The 25,282-nt window shown below is 58.0% G+C and carries 20 protein-coding genes; 15 read left to right on the top strand and 5 right to left on the bottom strand.

The genetic code is table 11. The features are described 5' to 3' along the window. Positions 1–103 precede the first annotated feature (103 nt). Complete coding sequence (locus WG29040_RS19340) at positions 104–1,024, bottom strand: MurR/RpiR family transcriptional regulator (RefSeq protein WP_003447610.1); 921 nt, start codon at positions 1,022–1,024, stop codon at positions 104–106. A 286-nt stretch (positions 1,025–1,310) separates the two neighbouring features. On the opposite strand from WG29040_RS19340, the gene iolC reads away from it, so the two are divergent. The 10 genes from iolC to WG29040_RS19290 all read left to right on the top strand — a co-directional run bounded on the left by iolC (position 1,311) and on the right by WG29040_RS19290 (position 14,859). After that, entirely contained in the window at positions 1,311–3,248 is a 1,938-nt protein-coding gene (gene iolC / locus WG29040_RS19335) for a 5-dehydro-2-deoxygluconokinase (protein WP_003447611.1), read from the top strand. A gap of 301 nt (positions 3,249–3,549) precedes the next feature. After that, positions 3,550–4,443: a myo-inosose-2 dehydratase gene (gene iolE / locus WG29040_RS19330; protein ID WP_003447616.1), complete on the top strand. Its 894-nt coding sequence runs from the start codon at positions 3,550–3,552 to the stop codon at positions 4,441–4,443. Further along, positions 4,440–5,249, top strand: a complete 810-nt coding sequence (iolB, locus tag WG29040_RS19325; RefSeq protein WP_010656080.1) for a 5-deoxy-glucuronate isomerase — start codon at positions 4,440–4,442, stop codon at positions 5,247–5,249. Before iolE ends, iolB begins: the two co-directional genes overlap by 4 nt. 18 nt (positions 5,250–5,267) lie before the next feature. Next, complete coding sequence (locus WG29040_RS19320; protein WP_127196710.1) at positions 5,268–6,770, top strand: CoA-acylating methylmalonate-semialdehyde dehydrogenase; 1,503 nt, start codon at positions 5,268–5,270, stop codon at positions 6,768–6,770. Between the two features lie 94 nt (positions 6,771–6,864). After that, positions 6,865–8,802 (top strand): 3D-(3,5/4)-trihydroxycyclohexane-1,2-dione acylhydrolase (decyclizing), encoded by a 1,938-nt coding sequence (gene iolD, locus WG29040_RS19315; RefSeq protein WP_127196709.1) that lies wholly within the window; start codon positions 6,865–6,867, stop codon positions 8,800–8,802. Positions 8,803–8,841: 39 nt separating this feature from the next. Further along, positions 8,842–9,879 carry a Gfo/Idh/MocA family protein gene (locus WG29040_RS19310; protein WP_003447624.1) on the top strand — a complete coding sequence of 346 codons (1,038 nt, stop codon included), beginning with the start codon at positions 8,842–8,844 and terminating at the stop codon, positions 9,877–9,879. A 119-nt stretch (positions 9,880–9,998) separates the two neighbouring features. Continuing rightward, entirely contained in the window at positions 9,999–11,030 is a 1,032-nt protein-coding gene (locus WG29040_RS19305; RefSeq protein ID WP_003447626.1) for a Gfo/Idh/MocA family oxidoreductase, read from the top strand. 152 nt (positions 11,031–11,182) lie between these two features. Next, the gene (locus WG29040_RS19300) at positions 11,183–12,109 is read left to right on the top strand and encodes a sugar ABC transporter substrate-binding protein (protein ID WP_003447628.1); all 927 of its coding nucleotides are present in this window, start codon (positions 11,183–11,185) and stop codon (positions 12,107–12,109) included. A 94-nt stretch (positions 12,110–12,203) separates the two neighbouring features. Next, a complete protein-coding gene (locus tag WG29040_RS19295; RefSeq protein ID WP_003447629.1) occupies positions 12,204–13,769 on the top strand; it encodes a sugar ABC transporter ATP-binding protein in 1,566 nt (521 codons plus the stop codon). Between the two features lie 61 nt (positions 13,770–13,830). After that, on the top strand, positions 13,831–14,859 hold the full coding sequence (locus tag WG29040_RS19290; protein WP_003447631.1) for an ABC transporter permease: 1,029 nt from the start codon (positions 13,831–13,833) through the stop codon (positions 14,857–14,859). Positions 14,860–15,293: 434 nt separating this feature from the next. Here WG29040_RS19290 and WG29040_RS19285 read toward each other — a convergent pair whose 3' ends face one another. Continuing rightward, the gene (locus WG29040_RS19285; RefSeq protein WP_127196708.1) at positions 15,294–15,824 is read right to left on the bottom strand and encodes a glyoxalase superfamily protein; all 531 of its coding nucleotides are present in this window, start codon (positions 15,822–15,824) and stop codon (positions 15,294–15,296) included. Positions 15,825–16,292: 468 nt separating this feature from the next. Between WG29040_RS19285 and WG29040_RS19280 the strand changes: the two genes are divergently transcribed. Continuing rightward, positions 16,293–16,988 (top strand): tRNA (adenine(22)-N(1))-methyltransferase TrmK, encoded by a 696-nt coding sequence (locus WG29040_RS19280; protein ID WP_003447634.1) that lies wholly within the window; start codon positions 16,293–16,295, stop codon positions 16,986–16,988. A gap of 402 nt (positions 16,989–17,390) precedes the next feature. After that, entirely contained in the window at positions 17,391–18,689 is a 1,299-nt protein-coding gene (locus WG29040_RS19275) for a hypothetical protein (protein WP_256681563.1), read from the top strand. A gap of 325 nt (positions 18,690–19,014) precedes the next feature. Here the strand turns inward: WG29040_RS19275 and WG29040_RS19270 are convergent, their stop codons facing one another. The 3 genes from WG29040_RS19270 to WG29040_RS19260 all read right to left on the bottom strand — a co-directional run bounded on the left by WG29040_RS19270 (position 19,015) and on the right by WG29040_RS19260 (position 22,542). Further along, positions 19,015–19,446 (bottom strand): GFA family protein, encoded by a 432-nt coding sequence (locus WG29040_RS19270; RefSeq protein ID WP_127196707.1) that lies wholly within the window; start codon positions 19,444–19,446, stop codon positions 19,015–19,017. A gap of 195 nt (positions 19,447–19,641) precedes the next feature. Further along, the gene (locus tag WG29040_RS19265) at positions 19,642–21,021 is read right to left on the bottom strand and encodes a DUF1329 domain-containing protein (RefSeq protein ID WP_127196706.1); all 1,380 of its coding nucleotides are present in this window, start codon (positions 21,019–21,021) and stop codon (positions 19,642–19,644) included. 39 nt (positions 21,022–21,060) lie between these two features. After that, positions 21,061–22,542, bottom strand: a complete 1,482-nt coding sequence (locus WG29040_RS19260) for an MBL fold metallo-hydrolase (protein WP_003447642.1) — start codon at positions 22,540–22,542, stop codon at positions 21,061–21,063. Between the two features lie 346 nt (positions 22,543–22,888). Here WG29040_RS19260 and WG29040_RS19255 point away from each other — a divergent pair, with 346 nt between their 5' ends. The 3 genes from WG29040_RS19255 (at position 22,889) to WG29040_RS19245 (ending at position 25,159) form a co-directional block, all read left to right on the top strand. Next, a complete protein-coding gene (locus WG29040_RS19255) occupies positions 22,889–23,458 on the top strand; it encodes a hypothetical protein (RefSeq protein ID WP_256681562.1) in 570 nt (189 codons plus the stop codon). Between the two features lie 122 nt (positions 23,459–23,580). Beyond that, positions 23,581–23,853: a hypothetical protein gene (locus WG29040_RS19250; protein ID WP_127196705.1), complete on the top strand. Its 273-nt coding sequence runs from the start codon at positions 23,581–23,583 to the stop codon at positions 23,851–23,853. Between the two features lie 259 nt (positions 23,854–24,112). Further along, positions 24,113–25,159: an alpha/beta fold hydrolase gene (locus WG29040_RS19245; protein ID WP_127196704.1), complete on the top strand. Its 1,047-nt coding sequence runs from the start codon at positions 24,113–24,115 to the stop codon at positions 25,157–25,159. Positions 25,160–25,282 lie beyond the last annotated feature (123 nt).

Below are 25,282 nucleotides of genomic sequence, written 5' to 3'. Positions count from 1 at the left end.
TTTGGGGGAGGAACGGGAGCAGTGTGCAACAGCTGGTAACAGTCCGCAAATTCATAATAATGCTGATTAACTGCATTAATTTTGATGTTTGGAGCTGTTTGTCCTAGTCGTCAAAGCCCACTTGCTCGTGGATTTCATCCACTTTGAGTTCCAGCCGGTAGGCCACGGCAATAAACAGGGCCTGGCACAGGCACAGGGTTGCGCTCAACGAGCGAAACGCGAACGAACTGCCCTCATTGACCAGCAGCACGCTGTTGGCGCGTTTGGCCAGCGGTGACAGGTTGCTGTCGGTGATGATCAGGGTTTTGGCCTGATGCAGCTGGGCAATGCGCAGGCAATGCTGGGTTTCCTTGCCATAGGGGGTAAAGCTGATGGCAATCACCAGGTCGTTGGCCCGCACGCTGCGCATTTGCTCGCGATAACTGCCCCCCAGCCCGGACACCAGATGAATGCGCTTGTTGGTGTGCTGCAGGTTGTACACCAGGTAGTCGGCCACGGCGAAAGAGCGGCGCACCCCCACCACATAGATATTGTCAGCGTTGACCACCAGGTCCACGGCCTTGTCGAAGGACTGGTCATCCAGTTCCAGCCCCAGACGTTCGATACCCGATAGGGTCGCGTTGATGCACTCACGGGCCAGATCGCCGCCGCTGGCTTTTTGCGACTTGTTGGCAATCATGCTGCGAATACGTTGCTGGTAATTCTGCGCCGGCGTGGCCTTGTGGGTGTAGGCCTCGCGAAACAGCGCCTGCATTTCACTGAAACCACTGAAACCGAAGCGTTGCGAGAAGCGCACGATGGCCGAAGGGTGGACTTCGCACTCGCGGGCAATATCACTGATCCGGTCAACCATGATCCGGTCGCTTTGCTGGCTCATATAGCTGGCAATACGTTTGAGCTGACGTGGCAGGCTCTCGTATTCCTCGGTAATGAGCTGCAACAGGCGTTCGGCATTGATCGGTGGGCCGGCCTGTTCGCTCTCTGGCGTTTGCTCGATCGGTGCCGGCTGATCAGGGGAGGGCATAGGGAGTCCTTATGGATGGCTCTTCAGGTCATGGGGCAGTTTAGCCTGCAAAGTCTACAGGGTAGGTGCGCAATAAATCCTGACCGGCCGTTCAAAGACCCTGTGGCTGAATCGTTACAGGGTCGAAAATTGATCCCTTTGGATCAATATGGAACAAAAATTCTACATTAAAAAATTATGGAATAAATATTGTTTATTGTGTCCGGACGTTTTAGTCTTCATCTCACAAAGAGCGCTCAACCTTCGGGGTGATGAGTGCAGGCTGATAAAAATAACAGGAGCCAGCATGGGACAGACTCGTTTTGCCACAGGGCGTGATTTGGATTTGATCTGCCTTGGACGCCTGGGCGTCGACCTCTACTCGCAGCAAGTCGGCGCGCGGCTGGAGGATGTCAGCAGCTTTGCCAAATACCTGGGTGGCTCATCGGCCAACATTGCCTTTGGTACTGCGCGCCTGGGCTTGCGCTCGGCCATGCTGAGCCGGGTGGGGGATGACCATATGGGGCGCTTTCTCACCGAGTCACTGGCTCGTGAAGGCTGTGACGTCAGCGCCATCACTGTTGATCCGCAGCGTCTGACCGCCCTGGTGCTGCTGGGCCTTAAAGACCGCGAAACCTTCCCGCTGGTGTTCTACCGCGAAAATTGCGCCGACATGGCGTTGCGCGCAGAAGACATCGACCCGGCCTTCATAGCCTCGAGCAAGGCCCTGCTGATTACCGGTACCCATTTCTCCACCGAAGGCGTGTATCAGGCCAGCGTCCAGGCGCTGGAATACGCCGAACAGCACAACGTCAAACGTATTCTGGATATCGATTACCGGCCGGTGCTTTGGGGCCTGGCGGGCAAGGCCGATGGCGAAACACGCTTTGTCGAAGACAGCAAAGTCACCGCCCACGTGCAATCGATCCTGCCGCGCTTCGACCTGATCGTGGGCACTGAAGAAGAATTTCTGATTGCCGGCGGCGGCACCGACCTGCTGGCGGCATTGCGTGCGGTACGGGCGCTGACCGCAGCAACGCTGGTGGTCAAGCTCGGTTCCCAGGGCTGTACGGTGATCCAGGGCCAGATCCCGGCCCGGCTTGAAGACGGTGCCATTTATCCCGGCGTGCGGGTTGAGGTACTGAATGTGCTGGGGGCCGGGGATGCCTTTATGTCCGGTTTCCTCAGCGGCTGGCTCAAGGATGCCAGCGATGAGCGCTGCAGCCAGCTGGCCAATGCCTGCGGCGGCCTGGTGGTGTCGCGCCATGCCTGTGCTCCGGCGATGCCGACGCCTGCCGAACTCGACTACCTGTTCAGTAGCCCGGTGCCGATCACCCGCCCGGATCAGGACGTGGCATTACAGCGCTTGCACCGGGTCAGTGTGCCGCGCAAGCAGTGGAAACAACTGTTTGTGTTCGCCTTCGATCACCGCTGGCAGCTGGTTGAAGTGGCCCAGCAGTATGGCCGCGATCACAACAGTATCTGCGCGCTCAAACAGCTGTTTATTCGCGCGGTCGAGCGGGTTGAAACTGACCTGCGGCGTCAGGGCATCGACGCCGATGTCGGGTTGCTGGCCGACCAGCGTTTTGCCCAGGACTCACTGAATGCCGCCACCGGTCGCGGCTGGTGGATTGCCCGCCCGGTAGAGGTCCAGGGTTCACGGCCACTGGCCTTTGAGCATGGTCGCTCGATTGGCAGCAACCTGATTGGCTGGCCCCAGGAACACATCATCAAGTGTCTGGTGCAGTTTCACCCCGACGACGAGCCGCTGCTGCGCCTGGAGCAGGAAGCGCAGATCAAGGGGCTGTATGAGGCATCCCTGGTCAGCGGCCATGAACTGTTGCTGGAGATCATCCCGCCCAAGGATCACCCTTCGACTCATCCCGATGTGCTGTACCGCGCGTTGAAGCGCTTGTACAACCTGGGGATTTACCCGGCCTGGTGGAAAATCGAGGCCCAGACGCCAGAGGTCTGGGAGCAGCTTGATGCGCTGATTCAGGAGCGCGACCCCTATTGCCGGGGCGTGGTGCTGCTGGGCCTGAATGCCCCGGCACAAGCACTGGCAGAAGGTTTCCGCCAGGCACGTCACAGCAGCACCTGCCGCGGTTTTGCCGTGGGCCGCACGATCTTCCAGGAGCCAAGCCGTGCCTGGTTGGCGGGGGAGATCAATGATCAAACATTGATTGAACAGGTGCAGGGCACGTTTGTGCAGCTTATCGAATCCTGGCAAGCGGCCCGCCGCTAACCCGGTTCCTGTATCTGTCCTTGTATCGGCACCTGTATCTACATCGGCACCTGTACCTGCATCTGCATCTGCGCATACATCTGCATCTGTAGGAGCGAGCTTGCTCGCGAGCTCTTCAAGATCAAAAGCTCGCGAGCAAGCTCGCTCCTACAGGTTCAGGTTCAGGTACAGGTACAGGTCCAGGTCCAGGTCCAGGTTCAGATTCAGGTTCAGGTTCAGAGGTTCAGATCCAGCTTCAGGCACAGGTTCAAGTACAGCCGCAGGGTGCTGTTTAATTCAGAAAACAATAATAGGTGCAGCCATGCCCGCTATTCGTATTGGCATCAACCCGATTTCCTGGAGTAACGATGACTTGCCGTCATTGGGCGGCGAGACGCCATTGAGCACGGCGCTCAGTGAAGGCAAGCAAATCGGTTACGAGGGTTTCGAACTCAACGGCAAATTCCCCAAGGACGCCAAGGGCGTCGGCGATGTGCTGCGTCCCTACGATCTGGCACTGGTCTCGGGCTGGTATTCCAGCCGCCTGGCCCGGCGCTCGGCAGCCGAGGAGATCGATGCAATCGCCAGTCACGTGCAGTTGCTGGCCGAAAACGGAGCCAGAGTGCTGGTCTATGGCGAAGTCGCCGACTCGATCCAGGGCCAGCGCATTCCATTGGTCGAGCGCCCGCGCTTTCACACCGAACAGGCGTGGCAAGCCTATGCCGACAAGCTCAATGAACTGGCACAGTTCACCCTGTCCCAGGGCGTGCGCCTGGCTTATCACCATCACATGGGCGCCTATGTAGAGTCGCCGTCGGACATCGACACCCTGATGAGCCTGACCGGCCCCGAAGTGGGTCTGCTGTTCGACGCCGGCCATTGCTACATGGGCGGTGGCGAGCCGCTCGAGGTGTTGCGCAAACATATTGACCGCGTCTGCCACGTGCACTTCAAGGATGTGCGCAAGGCCGTGGTGCAACTGGCACGCAACAACCTGTGGAGCTTCCCGGACTGCATCATCAACGGCACCTTCACCGTGCCCGGCGATGGCGACATTGATTTCGCGGCATTGCTCGATGTGTTGCTGGCTGCCGATTACCACGGCTGGCTGGTGGTTGAAGCCGAACAGGACCCGGCCGTGGCGCCGAGTTTTGCCTATGCGCAAAAGGGCTATCAAACCCTGCGCGGCCTGCTGGATGCGAGGACCGGAAAATGAGCTTGCTGATCAAGAGTCAGGCCACGGGTAAAACCATGGTCGAACTGCCACAGGGTGCGCTGGAGTACGTGGGTTTTAGCGCTTATCGCCTGGCCGCCGGCGAACATCTGCCGGTCAGCGCCGGCGATCAGGAGCTGTGCCTGGTGCTGCTCAGCGGGCGGGTCACCATCAGTGGCGAAGAGCCGGGCAAGGGCGCTTTCAGCTGGGCCGATATTGGCGATCGCGACTCGGTATTCGAGGACAAATCGCCGTTCGCTGCCTACCTGCCGCCAGGCAGTCAGGCCCGGGTACTGGCCTTGGGCGAGGTGCAAATCGCTGTCTGTGCCGCACCGGGTTCGGCCACCGCCGGGCTGGGTGCACGTCTGATCAAACCCGAGGCCATGAAGCGCAGCGTGCGCGGCAAAGGCGCCAATACCCGCTATGTCTGCGACATTCTGCCCGACACCGAGCCTGCGCATTCGCTGCTGGTGGTGGAGGTGCGTACCCCGTCCGGGCACTCGTCCAGCTATCCACCGCACAAACACGACACCGACGATCTGCCGCACCAGAGCTTTCTCGAAGAAACCTATTACCACCGGATCAACCCGCCCCAGGGCTTCGTGTTCCAGCGGGTCTACACCGATGACCGCAGCCTCGATCAGGCCATGGCAGTGGAGAACAGCGACCTGGTGGTGGTGCCCAAGGGCTACCACCCGGTCAGCGTGCCCTATGGCTATGAATCCTATTACCTCAACGTCATGGCCGGCCCCAAACGCGTCTGGCAATTTCACAACGACCCGCAGCACAGCTGGCTGATGGATCTTTAACGTTTTCGGAGAACAATAATGAGCACTACCCCGGTTATCGGTCACTACCTCAACGGCCAGCTCCAGGACACAGGCGGCGAGCGTTTCAGCGACGTATTCAATCCAGCCACCGGCGCCGTGCAGGCACGGGTGGCACTGGCCAGCCAGCACACCGTAGACGAGGCCGTGGCTTCGGCACTCAAGGCATTTCCGGCCTGGTCCGAACAGTCGTCCTTGCGCCGGTCGCGGGTGATGTTCAAGTTCAAGCAACTGCTCGACGAACACCACGATGAACTGGCTGAAATCATCTGCCGCGAACACGGCAAGGTGTTTTCCGATGCCAAGGGCGAAGTGACCCGCGGCATTGAAATTGTTGAATATGCCTGCGGTGCGCCGGCTCTGCTGAAAACCGATTTCAGCGACAACATCGGTGGCGGTATCGATAACTGGAACCTGCGCCAGCCCCTGGGCGTGTGCGCCGGGGTCACCCCGTTCAACTTCCCGGTCATGGTGCCGCTGTGGATGATTCCGCTGGCGCTGGTCACGGGCAACTGCTTCATCCTCAAGCCTTCGGAGCGTGATCCGTCAGCCAGCCTGCTGATGGCGCGCCTGCTGACTGAGGCCGGCCTGCCGGATGGTGTATTCAACGTGGTGCAAGGCGACAAGAGCGCGGTCGATGCGCTGTTGCAGCATCCGCACATCGAAGCCATGTCGTTTGTCGGCTCCACGCCGATTGCCGAGTACATCTATCAGCAGGGCACCGCGCGTGGCAAACGGGTTCAGGCATTGGGCGGGGCAAAGAACCACATGATCGTGATGCCCGATGCCGATCTGGATCAGGCGGCGGATGCACTGATCGGTGCAGCTTACGGCTCGGCAGGCGAGCGTTGCATGGCGATCTCGATTGCCGTGACCGTGGGTGATGTGGCCGACAAATTGATCGAAAAACTGCTGCCGCGCATCGACCGGCTCAAGGTCGGCAATGGCTTGCAGCCGGACAGCGAAATGGGGCCGCTGGTGACCGCTGAGCACAAGGCCAAGGTCATCGGTTTCATCGATCAGGGCGTGGCCCAGGGCGCACAGTTGATTGTCGACGGTCGCGACCTGATAGTGCCGGGCGCAGAGCAGGGGTTCTTTGTTGGCGCCACCCTGTTCGACCAGGTCACCCCTGAGATGAGTATCTACCAGCAAGAGATTTTCGGCCCGGTACTGGGGATTGTCCGGGTGCCTGACTTTGCCAGTGCCGTGGCGTTGATCAATGCCCATGAATTCGGCAACGGCGTGTCCTGCTTCACCAGCGACGGCGGCGTGGCCCGGGCCTTTGCCCGCACGATCAAGGTCGGCATGGTGGGCATCAATGTGCCGATTCCGGTGCCGATGGCCTGGCATTCATTTGGGGGCTGGAAACGTTCGCTGTTTGGTGATCACCACGCCTACGGCGAAGAAGGTATCCGCTTCTACAGCCGTTACAAAAGCGTGATGCAGCGCTGGCCGGACAGCATCGCCAAGGGTCCGGAATTCAGCATGCCGACGGCCAAATAGCCAACCCCACAACTCCCACCTGACCTGCAGGAGCGAGCTTGCTCCTGCAGCGGGCAGCAAGTAGTCGGGACAGGTATTTTTTCAGGGTGAAAACATGAGTACGACACGACTGACCATGGCCCAGGCCCTGGTGAAATTTCTCGATAACCAATACGTCGAAGTCGATGGGGTCGAGAGCAAGTTTATCGCCGGGATTTTCACCATTTTTGGTCACGGCAACGTGTTGGGGCTGGGCCAGGCGCTGGAGCAGGACAGCGGCGATCTGGTGGTGCATCAAGGCCGCAACGAGCAGGGCATGGCCCATGCCGCGATCGGCTTCGCCAAGCAGAACCTGCGACGCAAGATTTACGCCTGCACCTCGTCGGTCGGCCCCGGGGCTGCCAATATGCTCACCGCCGCGGCCACTGCCACCGCCAACCGGATCCCGTTGTTGCTGCTGCCGGGCGATGTCTATGCCAGCCGTCAGCCTGACCCGGTACTGCAGCAGATCGAGCAGTTCCACGACCTGAGCATCAGCACCAACGATGCATTCAAGGCCGTGAGTAAATACTGGGATCGCATCAACCGTCCCGAGCAGTTGATGAGCGCGGCCATCCAGGCCATGCGCGTGCTCACCGACCCGGCTGAAACCGGCGCCGTCACCCTGGCCCTGCCACAGGACGTTCAGGCCGAAGCCTACGATTACCCGGATTACTTCCTGCAAAAACGCGTGCACCGCATCGACCGTCGCTTGCCGACCCCGGCGATGCTGGCCGACGCCCAGGCCATCGTTGCGCGTAAACGCAAGCCGCTGATCATCTGCGGGGGCGGGGTCAAGTACTCCGCGGCCAACGCAGCCCTGCAGGCCTTTGCCGAGCGCTTTGATATTCCGTTCGCCGAAACCCAGGCCGGCAAAAGCGCGATTGTCTCGGCGCACCCGCTGAACGTCGGCGGGATCGGCGAGACCGGTTGCCTGGCCGCCAACTTGCTGGCCGCACAAGCCGATCTGATCATCGGCATCGGCACCCGCTATACCGACTTCACCACCTCGTCGAAATCCTTGTTTCAGCACCCTGAGGTGGAGTTTCTCAACCTCAACATCAGCCCTTGCGATGCCCTGAAACTCGATGGCGTGCAAGTGCTGGCCGATGCCCGGGCCGCGCTGCAAGCCCTGGGCGAGATCCTCGGGCAACAGGGCTATCGCTCAGACTGGGGTGATGCCCCCAAATTGGCCAGGGCGCAACTGGACGCGGAAGTCGACCGGGTTTATCAGGTCGACTATCAGCAGCCGGACTTCGCCCCCGAGATCACCGACCACCTTGACCCGGCGGTGCTGCGCGAGTTTATCGAGCTGACCGGTTCATGCCTGACCCAAAGCCAGGTGCTGGGCGTGCTCAACCACAGCCTGGCCGACGACGCGGTGATCGTGGCCGCGGCAGGTAGCCTGCCCGGTGACTTGCAACGGGCCTGGCGCAGCAAGGGGGTCAACACCTATCACCTGGAATACGGCTACTCGTGCATGGGCTACGAAGTCAACGCGGCGCTGGGGGTCAAGCTCGCCGAACCCGGGCGTGAGGTCTACGCGCTGGTGGGCGACGGTTCCTACATGATGCTGCACTCCGAGCTGCCGACCTCGATTCAGGAGCGGCGCAAGATCAACGTGGTGCTGTTCGACAACATGACCTTCGGCTGCATCAACAACTTGCAGATGGGCAACGGGATGGACAGCTTCGGCACCGAATTCCGTTATCGCAATGCGCAAACCGGCAAGCTCGACGGTGGTTTTGTGCCGGTGGACTTCGCCATGAGCGCGGCGGCCTACGGTTGTAAAACCTACAAGGTCAGCACCCTTGAACAGTTGCATATGGCACTGGCCGATGCACGTTTGCAAACGGTCTCGACCCTGATCGACATCAAGGTGCTGCCCAAAACCATGATCCACAGCTACCTGACCTGGTGGCGCGTGGGTGTGGCCCAGGTGTCCACCAGCCCGCGGACCGATGCGGCGGCACAAAAGCTCAACCTCGCACTTTCCAAAGCCCGGCAGTACTGATCGCAAACCTCTGACAAAAAATCCAACAGGAGCAGGCATATGTCGTTGAACACTAATTCCCTGAAGCTTGGCGTGATCGGTACCGGCGCCATCGGTCGTGACCATATCCGTCGGTGCAGCCAGACCTTGCTCAACAGCCAGGTGGTGGCCGTTACCGATATCAATCTGCTGCAAGCCGCCCAGGTGGTGGCTGATCTGGGGCTGAGCGCCGAGGTGTACCCGGACGGGCATGCCCTGATCAATGCACCGGAAGTCGATGCGGTGCTGGTGACATCCTGGGGGCCAAGCCATGAAGAGTTTGTGCTGGCCGCGATCAAGGCCGGCAAGCCGGTGTTCTGCGAGAAGCCGTTGGCAGTGACGGCCGCCGGCTGCCGGGCCATCGTTGATGCAGAAGTTGCCCATGGCAAGCGTCTGGTCCAGGTCGGCTTCATGCGTCCGTATGACGAGGGCTACCGCGCACTCAAAGCCGTGATCGACAGCGGCCAGATCGGCGAGCCGTTGATGCTGCACTGCGCGCACCGCAACCCGACGGTGGGCGAGAACTACAAGACAGACATGGCGATCACCGACACCCTGATCCATGAACTGGACGTGCTGCGCTGGTTGCTGGATGACGACTACGTTTCGGTGCAAGTGGTGTTCCCGCGCAAGACCAGCAAAGCCCTGGCCCATCTCAAAGACCCGCAAATCGTGCTGCTGGAAACGGCCAAGGGCACGCGGATCGATGTTGAGGTGTTTGTTAACTGCCAATACGGCTATGACATTCAGTGCGAAGTGGTGGGCGAGACCGGGATTGCCAAACTTCCGGAGCCGTCGCAAGTGCAACTGCGCAGCGGCGCCAAGCTGTCCAACGCCATTTTGATGGACTGGAAAGACCGTTTCATCGGCGCCTACGACGTTGAGTTGCAAGCGTTCATCGACGCCGTGCGTGCAGGCCGGGTAGGCGGCCCCTCGGCATGGGACGGTTTTGCTGCTGCGGTGGCAGCGGATGCCTGCATCGAAGCGCAGCAGAGCGGGGCAATCGTCAAAGTGCAGTTGCCGGAGCGTCCGGGGTTTTACGGCCCGCACGCCCAATAAACCAAATACCAGAAAAACCTGTAGGAGCGAGCTTGCCTCGCGAGTTCTTCAAGATCAAAAGCTCGCGAGGCGAGCTCGCTCCTGCAGGAGACAGGTTCGCCCGGGTACATGGAGGCTTTATGCGTATTGGACTTGTCGGTTTTGGCCACGGTGGCCGTTTTTTTCATGCTCCGCTGATTGCCAGTTTGCCCGGCATCACGTTCGCGGGGGTTGTTACCCGCTCGCCTGAGCGGCGCCGCTTGTTGGCCAGCGAATACCCCGGGGTCAAGGCCTGGGACAGCCTGGGCCAGATGGTCGAAGCCGGGGTTGATCTACTGGTGATTTCTACCCCGCTGCAAGGCCGCCCGGAGCTGGTCATGCAGGCCATCGAGCTGGGTGTGCCGGTGGTCAGTGACAAGCCTTTCGCCGCCGATACCCATCAGGCCGAACAATTAGTGGCCGCAGCTCAACGTCAGAACGTGCTGTTGAGCGTGTATCAAAACCGGCGCTGGGACTCGGATTTTCTGACCATCCGCAAATTGCTGGATGCCGCTGCCCTGGGCCAGGTCACCCGCTTTGAATCATTCGTTGAGCGCTTTGCTCCCGATTCGGTGGGGGATGCCAGCGGCGGTGGCTGGCTGCGGGATCTGGGCAGCCATCTGGTTGACCAGGCGCTGCAGCTGTTCGGCCCGGTGCAGACGGTTTACGCCGAACTGGCCGATAGCCCCGGGCACCCCGGCATCGATCACACGTTCTTCATCGCCCTGACCCACGCCAATGGCGTGGTTTCCCACATCGGTGGCAGTTGCCTGCAAAGCAGTCCACGCCCCAGGTTTCGGGTGACCGGCAGCCTGGGCAGCTACAGCGTTGAAGGCTTTGACGGACAAGAGGCGGCAGTGCTCGCCGGGTTGTCGCCCAAAACCGAAGGTGAGCGTTGGGGCGCCGAAGAGCATCGGCGCTGGGGCTGGTTCGAGCAGGGGGCCGAGCGTGAGCGGGTACCCACCGAACATGGCCGCTGGCAGCAGTTTTATCTGCAAATGATCGACGCGGTAAAACACCAGGGGGCAGTGCCGGTGGACCCGCAGGATGCGTTGCAAGCCCTGCGGGTGCTGGACGCGGCACGCCTGAGTGCCGAGCGCAGGCAAGTCATCCGGCTCGATCAGGCAAGCTAAAATAGAATTATTTTTTTAATAAATTCTAAATACGGTTGATATAGAAATTATTTTCCAATAGAGTCAATTCCAGGTCAGCGAGACCTGACCTCAGCTGTCATTCAAGTACGTACCGCATCTATAAAACCAACAAGAATGTGGAGACTGCCCTAATGAAACACCGCCTACGTTTTGCTTCCCTTGCACTGTCGATGATGCTGGCCAGCGGCGCAGCCATGGCCGACGTAAAAATCGGTGTGAGCATGTCCCAGTTCGATGACACGTATCTGACTTACTTGCGTGAGTCGATGAACGAAAGAGCCAAGAGCAACCCCGAAGGCGTGCAGTTGCAGTTTGAAGATGCCCGCGCTGACGTGGTCAAGCAGCTGAGTCAGGTCGAAAATTTTATCAGCCAGAAAGTCGACGCCATTGTGGTTAACCCGGTGGACACCGCCGCGACCCGCAAAATCACCGAAGCAGCGGTCAAGGCGGGGATTCCGCTGGTCTACGTCAATCGCCGCCCGGATGATGAAAAACTGCCGCCGGGCGTTGCCACCGTGGCCTCCAAAGATATAGAAGCCGGTCAGATGCAGATGGAATACCTGGCGAAAAAAATGGGTGGCAAGGGCGATATCGTCATCCTGTTGGGCGATCTGGCCAACAACGCCACCACCAACCGCACCAAAGGCGTGAAAGAGGAACTGACCAAGTACCCCGATATCAAGGTTGACCAGGAGCAGACCGGGATCTGGCTGCGAGACAAAGGCATGACCCTGACCAACGACTGGCTGACCCAGGGCCGCAAGTTTGATGCGGTGGTCTCCAACAACGACGAGATGGCCATCGGTGCGGCAATGGCTTTGAAGCAGGCCGGCATCGAGCCCGGCACTGTGCTGATTGCCGGTGTCGACGGCACCCCCGACGGCGTGCGTGCGGTGGAGAAGGGCGAGCTGGCGCTCACGGTGTTCCAGGACGCCAAGGGCCAGGCCTACGGCTCGGTCGATACCGCCCTGAAAATGATCAAGAAAGAACCGGTAGAGCAGGCGGTCTGGGTGCCTTTCCAGCTGATCACCAAAGACAATGCCAAGGATTTCAAGTAGTCGTCATCTCAATCCAATAACAACAATATGCGGCAGGGCTCAAGCCTTGCCCGCTGTCTCGGACATTCACCGAGGCATCTGAGGAGTACTGGCTATGCTCGCGTCAGCGACTGTTTCAAGCACCTCGACCATGGCGCCCGCGCCTGCGGCTCTCCCTCAAGAGGTTCCTTATCTGCTGGAGGTGGTCAACGTCAGCAAGGGTTTTCCCGGCGTAGTGGCGCTTGATGACGTGCAACTGCGGGTACGTCCGGGTTCGGTTCTGGCCCTGATGGGGGAGAACGGCGCCGGCAAGTCGACCCTGATGAAAATCATCGCCGGTATCTATCAACCCGACTCCGGCGAGTTGCGACTGCGGGGCAAACCCGTGACCTTCGCCGGTCCCCTGGCGGCTTTGCAGGCAGGGATAGCCATGATCCATCAGGAACTGAACCTGATGCCGCACATGAACATTGCGGAAAATATCTGGATCGGCCGCGAGCAGCTCAACGCGCTGCACATGATCGACCATCGCGAGATGTTCCGTTGCACTGCGCAACTGCTGGAGCGTCTGCGCATCAACCTCGACCCCCAGGAACTGGTAGGCAACCTCAGCATCGCCGAGCGGCAGATGGTGGAAATTGCCAAGGCCGTGTCGTACAACTCGGACATCCTGATCATGGATGAACCGACCTCGGCCATTACCGACAAGGAAGTCGCCCACCTGTTTTCGATTATTGCCGACCTCAAGTCCCAGGGTAAAGGCATCATCTACATCACCCATAAAATGAACGAAGTGTTCAGCATCGCCGACGAAGTGGCAGTGTTTCGCGATGGTGCCTATATCGGCCTGCAGCGGGCCGACAGCATGGACGGCGACAGCCTGATCTCGATGATGGTGGGGCGCGAATTGAACCAGCTGTTTCCGGTGCGGGAAAACCCGCTGGGCGAACTGCTGTTGTCGGTCCGCGACCTGAGTCTGGACGGCGTGTTCAAGGGGGTTACGTTTGACCTGCACGCAGGCGAGATCATGGGCATTGCCGGTTTGATGGGCTCGGGACGAACCAACATCGCCGAAACCATTTTCGGCATCACCCCGAGCAGTGGTGGAGAAATCCAGCTGGACGGGCTGCCCGTGCGTATAACCAGTCCCAACATGGCCATCGAGAAGGGCTTCGCCCTGTTGACCGAAGACCGCAAGCTGACCGGACTTTTCCCCTGCCTGTCGGTGCTGGAAAACATGGAAATGGCGATTCTGCCGCATTACGCCGGCAATGGTTTTATCCAGCAAAAAGCCCTGCGCGCCCTGTGCGAAGACATGTGCAAAAAGTTGCGGGTCAAAACCCCTTCCCTTGAGCAATGCATCGACACCCTGTCCGGCGGCAATCAGCAAAAGGCCTTGCTGGCCCGCTGGCTGATGACCAACCCCCGGGTATTGATTCTGGATGAGCCGACCCGGGGTATCGACGTCGGGGCCAAGGTCGAGATTTACCGGCTGATCTCCTTTCTCGCCAGCGAAGGCATGGCGGTGATCATGATTTCATCGGAACTGCCTGAAGTGCTGGGTATGAGCGACCGGGTCATGGTCATGCACGAAGGTGAACTGATGGGCACCCTGGACCGCAGCGAGGCGACCCAGGAGCGAATCATGCAATTGGCCTCCGGTATTACCGCGATTCATTAATGACTTCAGTGCAGCGGCCCGACAGGGTCAGTGGCGCAGCAGAACAAGAGAGAAAACGTCCATGAACGCAATAACTGAAAACAAGCCTGCCGTGGCCCCGCCTAAAACCAAAAGCCGTCGTCGGTTCCCCACCGAGCTGAGCATCTTTCTGGTGCTGATCGGCATTGGTCTGGTGTTTGAAGTATTTGGCTGGATCGTGCGTGACCAGAGTTTCCTGATGAACTCCCAGCGTCTGGTGCTGATGATCCTGCAAGTGTCGGTGATTGGCTTGCTGGCCATTGGTGTCACCCAGGTGATCATCACCACCGGTATCGACCTGTCATCGGGCTCGGTGCTGGCGCTGTCGGCGATGATTGCCGCCAGCCTGGCGCAAACCTCTGATTTCACCCGGGCGGTATTCCCGTCGCTGACCGACCTGCCGGTGTGGATCCCGGTGCTGGCCGGGCTTGGCGTGGGGCTGCTGGCGGGGGCGATCAACGGCAGCATCATTGCGATTACCGGGATTCCGCCCTTTATTGCCACCCTGGGCATGATGGTGTCGGCCCGTGGCCTGGCGCGTTACTACACCGAAGGCCAGCCGGTGAGCATGCTCTCGGACTCCTACACCGCCATCGGACATGGGGCGATGCCGGTCATCATCTTCCTGGTGGTGGCGCTGATATTCCACATTGCCCTGCGCTACACCAAATATGGCAAGTACACCTACGCCATCGGCGGCAACATGCAGGCGGCGCGTACCTCGGGGATCAACGTCAAGCGTCACCTGATCATCGTCTACAGCATCGCCGGTCTGCTGGCGGGTCTGGCCGGCGTCGTGGCGTCGGCACGGGCTGCCACCGGGCAGGCGGGCATGGGCATGTCCTATGAACTGGATGCAATTGCCGCGGCAGTGATTGGCGGCACCAGCCTGGCGGGCGGAGTAGGGCGCATTACCGGTACGGTGATCGGCGCACTGATCCTTGGCGTCATGGCCAGTGGTTTCACCTTTGTCGGGGTTGACGCCTACATCCAGGACATCATCAAGGGCCTGATCATCGTGGTGGCGGTGGTGATCGACCAGTACCGCAACAAGCGCAAGCTCAAGCGCTAACCCCACGCCCTGTAGGAGCGAGCTTGCTCCTACAGATAATTCATGTACCCGGCAGCCGCATCGATAGCCCACACCCCTGTAGGAGCGAGCTTGTCTCGCGAGCTTTCCGATGCACCCCGAAGAGCTCGCGAGCAAGCTCGCTCCTACAGATAATTCATGTACCCGACAGCCGAATCGATAGCCCACACCCCTGTAGGAGCGAGCTTGTCTCGCGAGCTTTTCCGATACACCCCGAACAGCTCGCGAGCAAGCTCGCTCCTACAGATAATTCATGTACCCGGCAGCCGAATCGATAGCCCACACCCCTGTAGGAGCGAGCTTGTCTCGCGAGCTTTTCCGATGCACCCCGAAGAGCTCGCGAGCAAGCTCGCTCCTACAGTTAATCATGTGCCCGGCAGCCGCATTGCCAAGCTCACGCTCAATCCGACAACGTCTTAGTCCTGACAGAAGCGGATGCGGTTGCCGAAGGGGTCATGGACTTCCAGAACCTGCCCCCAGCCCTGCTGAACAATCTCCGGGCGTCCGTAGCCGTAGCGCTTGCCCTGGAGTTCGTCATGCAACAACTGAATATTGTGCATCGGCACAAATAGGGTCGCCCCGGGGCTCGCATCGCCATGGTGCTCGGAGAGATGCAGTTGCAGACCGTTGCGGCTGATCCCCAGATACAGCGGCAGATCCGCTTCGAAGCGGTGCTCGAATTCGACGCTGAATCCCAGAAAATCCAGATAGAACTCCCGGGCCTTGGCTTCGTCAAACATCCGCAGGATCGGGATGGCCTTGTCGAACCTGATGACCGGCAAGGGATTCTCGGCGGGCAGTATTGCTGACGCAGTGTTCCAGTCCTTGTAGCCCAGCAAGTGCGCCACCGTTTCCAGCGCCGTGGCATGAGTCAGCTCTTGCGCGAACAGTTCTCGGGAGGCACGCAGCCGCCTGGCCATCTGTTTGGCTTGTTCGATCGAAATCATGGTTGTTCTCCTGAGGTCGAGGCGCACGGTGCCCGCATTGCCAAACCTCGACTGTCAAAAGAAACGGGAGGATTCGGGAACAGAAACAATACTTTCACCTTTCCTTGCGGACGCGAGCGGCAGGCAGTATCAGCCTGCGCTGATATTACATAGCGCGCAACGAGCGCGAAAGGGCAAGCCGTATCTATCGCCAGGCGCTAGCGACTTCGAGCGGTAACGGCCCTGCAGGCTGGTTCAGGCGCTCCATATGCAAGGCGCTCGAGCCCTTGCTCCCGTCAGCTTTAATCAAACCGCCAAAATCATGGGCACTGGCCACCCGCGGCCAGTACGCCGGTTATGCTTGGCGCTCAGCTTTTGTCACAATGGGCAGGGGGCATGACGACCAACGCTGGCATGCAAAGCTGCTCCCCCGATAGAGGCGTGAGCCAGCCAGAGGGGTCGGACATTCGTGGTGATAAGGAACTGCAGTTGAACCAACATACATTGTCCATGCGCCTGGAGCGTGTCGCGGCGCATGTGCCGGCGGGTGCGCGTCTGGCCGATATCGGCTCGGACCATGGCTATTTGCCGGTGGCGTTGATGCGCCGTGGCCTGATCACCTTTGCGGTGGCCGGCGAGGTGGCATTGACGCCTTTCAGTGCAGCCGAACGTACCGTGCGCGAGAACGCAATGGAGCAACGCATTACTGTGCGTCTGGCCAGCGGGCTGGCGGCAATCGCCCCGGGCGACGCAATCACTGCCATCAGTATCTGCGGCATGGGCGGTGAAACCATCCGTGACATCCTCGACAGTGGCAAGGCGCGCCTCAGCGGCCAGGAACGGCTGATCCTGCAGCCCAACGGCGGCGAACAACCATTGCGCCAATGGCTGATGGAGAACGGCTACCGGATCCATCACGAGGAATTGCTCCAGGAAAACCGGTTCGATTACGAAATCATCGTTGCCGAACACGACGGGCCGGTGTTGTACAGCCCTGAGCAACTGTTCTTCGGACCGTTGCAGATGCAGGCCCGCAGCCCGGCGTTCCTGCTCAAGTGGCAGCGCATCCTGCGCCACAAGCAGCAGAACCTGGCCAACCTGGCACGGGCGCAGCAGGCCGTGCCAGAGCACAAGGTGCAGGAGATCGCCCGGCAAGCGCAGTGGATCATCGAACTGCTGGCTTGAATCCGCCGGATCCAGCGCGGGCCAATACCAGTGGCCCGCATGACATAGAACCAGGCACTTGCTCAGCGCAGTTCCATTCCCGGCTCAAGAGCAGCTTTTTTTACCCCGGGCCGGCTCCCCAATAGTTATGTACCTTCGCGGGCCACAACAAAGTTCGAATTAACCACTGTGTTCACAAACAGATAAAGACCCTATGGCTTTTGTAATGTCGCCGTCTACACGGGCTGGTTGTGTTCGACGTAAACAGGCCGCTATACACTTTATTTCGTAACTTGCATAAAGAGGTGGCTGCCCTCGCAAGTTGTATTGATATCTTGATGTGCCGATGGGTAGGGTGCAGCCAGGATATTCATTGTTCAGTCCATTACTTAAATTAGTTTATTCATTATAAAGGATGAACCCATGTCTATTATTGACTCGTCGCCAACACAGGCGACTAATTGGAAACAGCTTTCGTACTTCCGAGTGTTTGTCGAGAACGACGCGCACCTGCAAAATGCCCGTTATCCGCTGCTGAACAATAAGCGCCAGCAGTTACGCGTTACCGTGCGTCTGGCGGCGAAAGATGCGGCAGGTAATGTTGCAACTATCCCGAAAAGTGATCTGGATCAGATTCGACTGATTGATTACAACACGTCGGCCCTGATTGATTATAATGATAACTTTTCCGGAGACTGGACCAGTTCATGGCACCATCGAGGCTTTATCTGGGATCGAGGCTTTCTTGATTCAATCAGATCCCTGAGGTTGGAACAGCCGCAGCTGTTTGAAACCAGTGACAGCAGCGCAGATGATGCAGATTATGCAGATGATCCAGACGCGAAAGTCTCCGAGCCTATTGAGCCAACATCTGAATCTTTCGGCCCGGTTCTAATCTCTCCTTCGATGGACGCAACCCTGGCGGACTGCCCCGGCGGCTACCAGTGCGTCACTTTTTATGTTTCAACCGGCGCCCGCGCTGCGCGCCGATTGGCGGCACGCATTACCAACGGTGATGGCACGGTATTTCGCAGCAACTACAGCGATGTGACCGACGACCTGGGTGAGGGTGATAAACGCGGGCGCTTCAACTCTTCGTTCGAGGTGGAGCCTGTCAGCTTCCCGTCCTTGCCGAACGAGAACTTTGGTGATCGAAAAGCCGACGGCTCAGGTTATCTGAGGGATACGCTGGTTGCATCGAACAAGTTTTCTTGGGGCGAGTATCGTGCATTTGAGCAACACGTTAATATCCGCATGCCCAACGGCCGTAAAGTGCCAATCAAATCGGTCACTTCTCACCCGAGCGGTGCTGATGGAGCGATAGGGGGCGAGATGATGTGGGCATCTCGAGGCCCTGTGACTCGCTCAAAAACAACGTTTACCTATATTTCCTATCCTGGCGAAACCCACGTACGAATGCAGGAGCCACCTAATTGGTATGGCTCCGATGGCTATTTTTATCGGGTGCACAGTCTCTTGGCCACAGCCTTCCCAAACTTTACACCGCGTATCTTTCACCCGCGTGCCGGTGAAGTTGTGATCGGGCATTTTCTCACTGACCAGAATCATCAATTTTATTATCGGGCACAGAACGGGGCCGAGCATCAGGTGCCGAATAAAATGATGATGCCGCTCCACGTGATGGATATTTATGGCACCGAACACCGTCTTCGAGTCGGGCTGGTGTCCACCCATAATTATTTGATGTTGAATAAAGTTTAATTTGTCGGAGTGGGATCAAGTGGCGGCGGTCACGCTTGCCCAAGGGATTGTTCCTTCGCGAATCATGATCCGTTCGCGGTGCTTGCAATAGCTTGAGCATATTTGCCCCGCCACTCCTTAGCCCTCGTCAAGCAAACCACCTGTATGTTGTGGATGCAGGCATCCTGGGGTCAGGGCGCAGCCGGTAGTTCTGCCGGATGCGCCCTGACCCTCTTTGTTATCCGTATTGCTATCTATTTGCCGCGACTCGGGCAGTAGCCACCATGGGTCAGTCCGGCTGGCCCGTTCGTACCTTTGCAGTTCCCAAGCTGACGCCACTGGCCGGTCATTCGGGCTGGTTGACGGTCTGCCCGTCGATGGGTTCCCGGGGGCATGTTTGCAAGGGTGTGTACCAGTGAACGGCAGAAGCGACATACAGGTGTTGTTGCTTTGGCGGCGTAAAGGGCGTGTCCAGAGTGCCCAGCGCTATGGAGACCCATTCGCTGAATTGGCCTTCAGAGCGTGACCAGAACAAGGTCGAGCCACAGTGCATGCAGAATTCGCGCAGCACCGAGGCCGACGAGCAATAGCCCGTGATGCTGGTGCTGCCGCTGAGTATCCGCAGTGCGCTGCGGGGCACGCTGGCATAAGACGCGAATGCGGCACCATGGCCTTTGCGACACTGGCTGCAATGGCAATGACTGACGGCCTTTGGCGCTGTAAGCAGTTCATAGCTGACGGCTGCGCAAAGGCAGTTGCCCTGGTAGACCCTGGTCATGTCGTCGTCCCTGAAAAAGATCCCGGCTTGGTGTCTGACTGAAAGTCGTCGCCATGCATAGTGCCTTGACCGGACGGTGCAAGAAAAGGGTGAGCTTGCATCCGCTCACGGCTGGTGATTGGCAGGCGTACAAAGAGCAGTGCCAATGCCCGCATTTACCGACGGGCAGGCAGTGCTCTGTGGCCGGGAGCAGGCTTAGCGGCCGCTCGCTCTCAATGCATCGGGGGTGTACATATCGGCCGTCAGCTTCAGATTGTTCATGATCGGGCCTTTGCGCTCTTCGTTGGTCAGCCCGTAAGCGGTGTACTGCCTCGAACTCAGGTCATAGAAAAACTGCACCCCGGAAATCGCCAGCTTGGCGTCAGGATGCTGGAAGTAATTCATCATGGCGTGCTTCCAGATTTTTCCGCGGGCATCGTAGTTGTCCGCCAGTGTGCCGGCCCAGGTATCCTCATCCAGGTAAATGACCCGCTTGCTGTACAAATGGCGATAGCCTGCTTTCAAGTTGGCCTCCAGCACCCAGACTCGACGCAGCTCAAAGCGCAGGTAGTCAGGATCAGGGTGAGAGGGGGTCAGCAAGTCACTGTATTTAACTGCACCACTGTTGACGCGAAAGGCGTTGACCGGGATGTAGATCTCTTTTTTACCCAGGTTTTTCCACTCGTAACGTTCAGGCGAGCCGTTGAACAGGCGGTCGTCATCCACGACCATGGTGCCATTGGTGCCAATCATCGGCTGGTCGAAGCCAAACCCCGGCAACTGTCGAACCCGTCGAGTCCCGGGGTTATAACTCCAGGCCAGACGTCCCTGTTTGCTCCAGTCGTAGTAGTCCTGTGAAACCGTGCTGACACCTGCATCCCGTTGTGGCTGCATGGTGAAGTTCCAGGAAAATGCACGCACGCCCTCGGAGACCGGTAGCTCGTTCGGATTATTGGCAGGTGACAAGCCGCGAAGACGGGTTTTACCCCAGCCAATACTGCCGTTAGGCAGTACCGATGCGTTTGAACGGGTGATGTCCTGGGTCCAGGGCCCGGCGATCAGCATATGGTTCCACAGCAATTCCAGGCCGCTTTTAGGAATAGGGAAAGGCACTTGCCCCAGGCCCTTGATACCCATTCCGTCATTCACCAGTTCGGCGTTCAGGGCATTCCACTGAGCGTGCTGGCAGACATAATCGGGTACTCCAAAGATCCGCTTGCCCGCATAAATGTTCATTTTGTAGCTGTCAGGGTATTTCTCGAACAGGACTTTCTGGCCCTCGGTCAGATTGGCCGCGTGTTCCTTGTAGTTGCTTGAAGTGAGCACCAGAACGGGCACTTCATCCTTGAACGGGTCTACGGGTTGGTCACCGGAATACAAGGTGTGATTCCAGCCCGGTACTTGATCTACATACTCGCCGGTAAATGCGGGAATGCTGCCGGCAGCGTTCCCTGCACGTTCTGCACCCAGGCAGGTAAGATTTTTCCCCAGTTGAGCGGCTTCCTCAGGTGTGACTTTGGAAAACGCAGTGCAAGAGGCGGTGAGTCCGGCCAGTAAAGATAAGGTCAATGCCATATTTTTTTTATTGGTTTTCATTTTAACCTGCAGGAACTGGTGCGTTGAAAAAGAGGTGGGTCAGAGGGATGCGCTACTCTGGTCTGGCGGGTTATTCAGATGCTTCAAACGTTGCTTGAGCGTGAGCATGTGTTCCAGGTAAACCGTCACTTCTTGAGTGGGAACGCCTGGCACAATGCGTCTGGAGTACGCATCCAGAGATGCTTGCAGGACGTCTTTATTATCCGGTGCCGCAAAGTAGGCCATGTCTGCCAGTTTGCAGGCCAGGGCCGGATTAACGTCCTGCAATACCCTAATTCGGGCGGTCAATTTGTCGATTCCGCCGCTCAGGTCGACTATTTCACTGCCAAAGGCCGAGAGCGGGGCAGGGGACCAATCCGAAGGCACGCCATTCCACCAGCCGCCATCTTCTTTCAAGACCATTTTTGCAACGTCTTGAAAGCGGTTGTATGTCTGCGCCATGTCCGTGCGCCCTTGCAGTTTTTCAGGCAGCTTGACGGCATCCACGATTTCATCTGGACGTTTATCGTCATTGAGCCCGTTGGCCACTTGGGTGACAGCCGAATCCAGCATCTGGGCAGCTGCCAGCAGCTTGTCTTGAGCTTCAGCGCCAGAGACCATTGCCGCGCCATGCATGGGCAGTACCCGTTGCGGTCTGGTTGCGGCCATATCGCGTAATGCCTGTGCCCATTCGGCGACATGGCGCTGACGGCGCTTGCCATTGCCGGCATTGAGCAGGAAGGGTTGCCAAAAGTCGGCGCTGACCACCACTTTGCGTGAAGGTACGCTCACCCAAAGCTGGTCGGCAGACTCTCCGCGGGCCTGGGTCAATACGAAGTCTTCGCCGCCAATGCTAAGGGTTTTGGTGCCGTGGAAGGTTTCGGTGGGCAGGATGGTATCTTCCATGCGCCGCGGAACATCCCGCGGGTCCTGATTGTTGAGGCGCACCATGGAGAAGTTGACCAGCCTGATGTCAGTGGCCAGTTCGGAAAGAAAAGTGTCAGTGGTAATGATGCGCGGCTTCTCTCCGGCCGCGAGCAGCGCCCAGGCACCAAATGCATGGTCGGCATGGTGGTGGGTGATAATAATGGTGTTAACCGGCTTGTCACTGATCTTGCGCAGCGCCTCAAGCAGAGCCGGCCCTGCGGGTGCATAACCGCTATCGACCAGCACCAGGCCCTCGGCCGTTTCGAATACCGCGACATTGACAAAGGGCAGGCGTAACAACCAGGTCCCCTTGCCCTGTGGCTCTATGGTCAGCTTTGAGCGCGCATCGTCAATCGCGGCCTGGTTGGTTCTACTGTACATATGATTGGCAATGGCCGCGGATACAGGGCCGCCAAAACCGGCGTTCGGATTGGAGCGCAGGGTATTCAATATGTTGGGGTATTGCTTCATCAGGTCGGTGCGTAGTTCAAACCGTTCAATGGCTTTAGGGTCTGGCGGTGCGGCGGATATTGGCACTTGAGGCGCAGCCTGCAGCCCCCCCGCGATCACACTCAAACCCATTACCAGTAATGCTTTCTTATAATTGTTATGCATGTTTATAAATAACCTTTGATTGATAAGATAAATCAATAATGGCTGTCAATAGTTACTGCAGACATTGAAATAAGTCGGGCCACAGGATGGCGGCCTTGACTATAAATATTTGAAGAGGGGCAGCATCGTCCGTGCGGACTAGATGATATTGCCGATAACCTGAAATTGATTATCGTCATTAGTCATAGGGCTATTTCTATAGAGTGTGACGGATGTCACAGAAAAAAGACTGTTTATAAAACAGCGGTGCAAGTTTTTTCTTTGAGTCGTGGTCACGGATGGCAGATGCATTGAAAAACAAAGGGCTGCCGGCAGGTTGATCTATTATGCAAGGCGTGCTCAAGACATGATGATGGGCGGGGGCAGAGCGAGCGGGAGTGATTTTTTTAACGAGGCTTGTGTGGCCCGGGGGGGTGGTGTGATTGGCGCCTTTTGGAAAAATTTCAAATCCAGTAAATTGCTTGGCAGTGCGGGCTATTGCTTTGTGATCGCATGTTCGCTGAGCGTTTTTTATCTGTACTGTTACTGGGATGAACCAAGGCCGGTAGAAAGGGTATTAGTCACGACGGAAGGTGCACTATATGCGTATGCGGACAGCTCTCAGTATTCGACTTCGTTTCTGGTTAAAGAAAACAGTGGCAAGCTGATCAAGTTAACAGCGGTGCCTGATTATACCCGCCTCATCGAGGGATTTGGTTCTAATCTTGGTAAAGCTATTGTGGTCAGGCATTACGAAGGCAGGGTTATAGCATGTCGTATAGAAGGTGTGGAGTTTTGTATACCGCGGTGCTTTACTTCCTGGGAGTGTCAAATCAAGGTGGTTGAATCAGACGCCAGGGCAATGAGGCAAACCATCTATACAGTGTTGTTTGTGGGAGTTGGTTTGGTGCTGCTGTTCATGTACAGGAAGTTGTAAAAAAACAAGCAATTAAAATCGTCCCGACGCTGTGCAAAAGACTTTGCGCGGCCGGCTGCTATATTTAATCCGCCTGACGGCTTCCGTGCCCTGCAAACAACCCCGTTGCGTTAAAGGACGACATGATCGACTTTCTTTGCGCCATCCTCGAATTGCTGGGCCTGATTGATTCCCGGGTCAGAGCACAAGGCCCTTCCAGATGGTATCGACGCCATCCAAAACTGATCCGCAGTGTGCTCAACATTTGCTGGATCCTCGCTTCGGCAGTGTTTTTGATCTATGTGCTGCAATGGCTGAGCATCCTGGGCCCGTGGGTACAGGGACTGGTGGCAGGAGTGATCGCGATGCAGGTGGTCGGCTTTTTAATTTTGCTGTTACGCCGGAAAAAATCTTAAAACCCCCCTCTGTTACAGGCTCCCGGAAGGTTTGCCGGCGCGGTTGCTATCGCTCCAGTTACTGACTTCTGGTGGCTGGCCCGTTCTCGACAAAGACCCCCGGGACCTGATGCGTATAGTAAAGGTGCCTTGCAGGAGCCCGGCTGGCTGGCGGTACCGATCACGGCGTTGTGCGACGCAGCGGCAAGTACGTGCCCTGAGGGGCGGTGTTCGCGCCTGTAGTCGGGCTCGGCTTTCATAATAAGTACAAGAGGATGTCATGTTGAAAAAACGATTTGTCACTGTGCTCTGCCTGCCTTTTACCGTCTGCGCTGCACTCGCGAGCACTGAGCAGCCAGTTGTCGTACAGAGCGATTTTGATCAGATGGCGACCCCGGTGCATCAATGGTCGGACAAGGGAAAAGAGCTGTTTTATATCGACGAGGGCCCTGAAGACGGGATCGCGGTTGTGTTTGTCGGGGGCAACGGCACCAGTGCAAGAGCCCTGGAACTGACCAATTTTCTGCGCTCTACCCGCGAGCAATTAAAGCTGCGGTTCATCACATTGGAACGTAACGGTTTTGGCCAGAGTGCCTTCGATCCGAAAGGCGATTACGGCAGCTACAGTGCCGATGTCCATGCCTTGCTTGACCATCTGGGTGTTGATGAATTTTCCTTGCTGGCGATCTCCGGTGGTGGTCCTTATGTCGCCCGGATTGGAGCAGACCTTGCGCCCCGGGTGCGTTCGATTCACTACGCTGCGGCCTATTCACAGCCGGGGGTGGGCAAGCCCGCTGAGCGTTGCAAGCTGTCCGATGAGCAATTGGCGACGACTGCCCTGGCTTATACGGTGCCCACGCAGTGGTGGGCCATGCCTGCCGACAGTTCAATCAAACACATCCGCGGCTGGCAAGATGCGGCCTACGATGATGGTCTGCGCACCTTCTTCATGAAAGGCACCCAGGACGTGAAACCCCTGTTGCATGAGTGGCGCCTGTATTGCCAGCAACCGGTGGCTTCCGGGGCGGCAGTCAAGTCACCGGTGTTCATTTATGCGGGCACCGCCGATAGCGTAGTGCCCATGGAGCACAAGGATTTCTGGGCCGGGCATTATTCAAACATTGCTGCCGTACGCGCTTATCCGGGGGAGGGGCATGACGTGCAGTACCGGCACTGGGGCCAGATTCTCAGCGACATCGCTTATCAGGGTAAGCGCCTGCTGATCTGTGATCAGGGGCAGTCACTCTTGCTGCCTGAAGAGGTGGCGCAACAAAAAATCACCCGGGGCGCAACCCTGGATATATGCGCCTGGCAAAAAGCAGGCTGAAGGATTGCCCTCATTGCAGGCAGTTGATACTGCCGGTGATGAGGGCAGCGGAGACCGGACGCCAGCCACCACAAATCAAGGGATATTGACTTGAGGAATGCGAGCCAGGGTCTCAGGCCGCAG

Origin of the sequence: Pseudomonas sp. PAMC 29040 (assembly GCF_003994535.1) — a bacterium.
Classification (GTDB): domain Bacteria; phylum Pseudomonadota; class Gammaproteobacteria; order Pseudomonadales; family Pseudomonadaceae; genus Aquipseudomonas; species Aquipseudomonas paraversuta.
This window is presented reverse-complemented; position numbering and strand designations above follow the sequence as displayed.

Excerpts from the sequence above, each read along its gene's own strand:
- WG29040_RS19340 (WP_003447610.1), bottom strand. The coding sequence starts at position 1,024 with ATGCCCTCCCCTGATCAGCCGGCACCGATCGAGCAAACGCCAGAGAGC.
- iolC (WP_003447611.1), top strand. The coding sequence starts at position 1,311 with ATGGGACAGACTCGTTTTGCCACAGGGCGTGATTTGGATTTGATCTGC.
- iolE (WP_003447616.1), top strand. The coding sequence starts at position 3,550 with ATGCCCGCTATTCGTATTGGCATCAACCCGATTTCCTGGAGTAACGAT.
- iolB (WP_010656080.1), top strand. The coding sequence starts at position 4,440 with ATGAGCTTGCTGATCAAGAGTCAGGCCACGGGTAAAACCATGGTCGAA.
- WG29040_RS19320 (WP_127196710.1), top strand. The coding sequence starts at position 5,268 with ATGAGCACTACCCCGGTTATCGGTCACTACCTCAACGGCCAGCTCCAG.
- iolD (WP_127196709.1), top strand. The coding sequence starts at position 6,865 with ATGAGTACGACACGACTGACCATGGCCCAGGCCCTGGTGAAATTTCTC.
- WG29040_RS19310 (WP_003447624.1), top strand. The coding sequence starts at position 8,842 with ATGTCGTTGAACACTAATTCCCTGAAGCTTGGCGTGATCGGTACCGGC.
- WG29040_RS19305 (WP_003447626.1), top strand. The coding sequence starts at position 9,999 with ATGCGTATTGGACTTGTCGGTTTTGGCCACGGTGGCCGTTTTTTTCAT.
- WG29040_RS19300 (WP_003447628.1), top strand. The coding sequence starts at position 11,183 with ATGAAACACCGCCTACGTTTTGCTTCCCTTGCACTGTCGATGATGCTG.
- WG29040_RS19295 (WP_003447629.1), top strand. The coding sequence starts at position 12,204 with ATGCTCGCGTCAGCGACTGTTTCAAGCACCTCGACCATGGCGCCCGCG.
- WG29040_RS19290 (WP_003447631.1), top strand. The coding sequence starts at position 13,831 with ATGAACGCAATAACTGAAAACAAGCCTGCCGTGGCCCCGCCTAAAACC.
- WG29040_RS19285 (WP_127196708.1), bottom strand. The coding sequence starts at position 15,824 with ATGATTTCGATCGAACAAGCCAAACAGATGGCCAGGCGGCTGCGTGCC.
- WG29040_RS19275 (WP_256681563.1), top strand. The coding sequence starts at position 17,391 with ATGTCTATTATTGACTCGTCGCCAACACAGGCGACTAATTGGAAACAG.
- WG29040_RS19270 (WP_127196707.1), bottom strand. The coding sequence starts at position 19,446 with ATGACCAGGGTCTACCAGGGCAACTGCCTTTGCGCAGCCGTCAGCTAT.
- WG29040_RS19265 (WP_127196706.1), bottom strand. The coding sequence starts at position 21,021 with ATGAAAACCAATAAAAAAAATATGGCATTGACCTTATCTTTACTGGCC.
- WG29040_RS19260 (WP_003447642.1), bottom strand. The coding sequence starts at position 22,542 with ATGCATAACAATTATAAGAAAGCATTACTGGTAATGGGTTTGAGTGTG.
- WG29040_RS19255 (WP_256681562.1), top strand. The coding sequence starts at position 22,889 with ATGATGATGGGCGGGGGCAGAGCGAGCGGGAGTGATTTTTTTAACGAG.
- WG29040_RS19250 (WP_127196705.1), top strand. The coding sequence starts at position 23,581 with ATGATCGACTTTCTTTGCGCCATCCTCGAATTGCTGGGCCTGATTGAT.
- WG29040_RS19245 (WP_127196704.1), top strand. The coding sequence starts at position 24,113 with ATGTTGAAAAAACGATTTGTCACTGTGCTCTGCCTGCCTTTTACCGTC.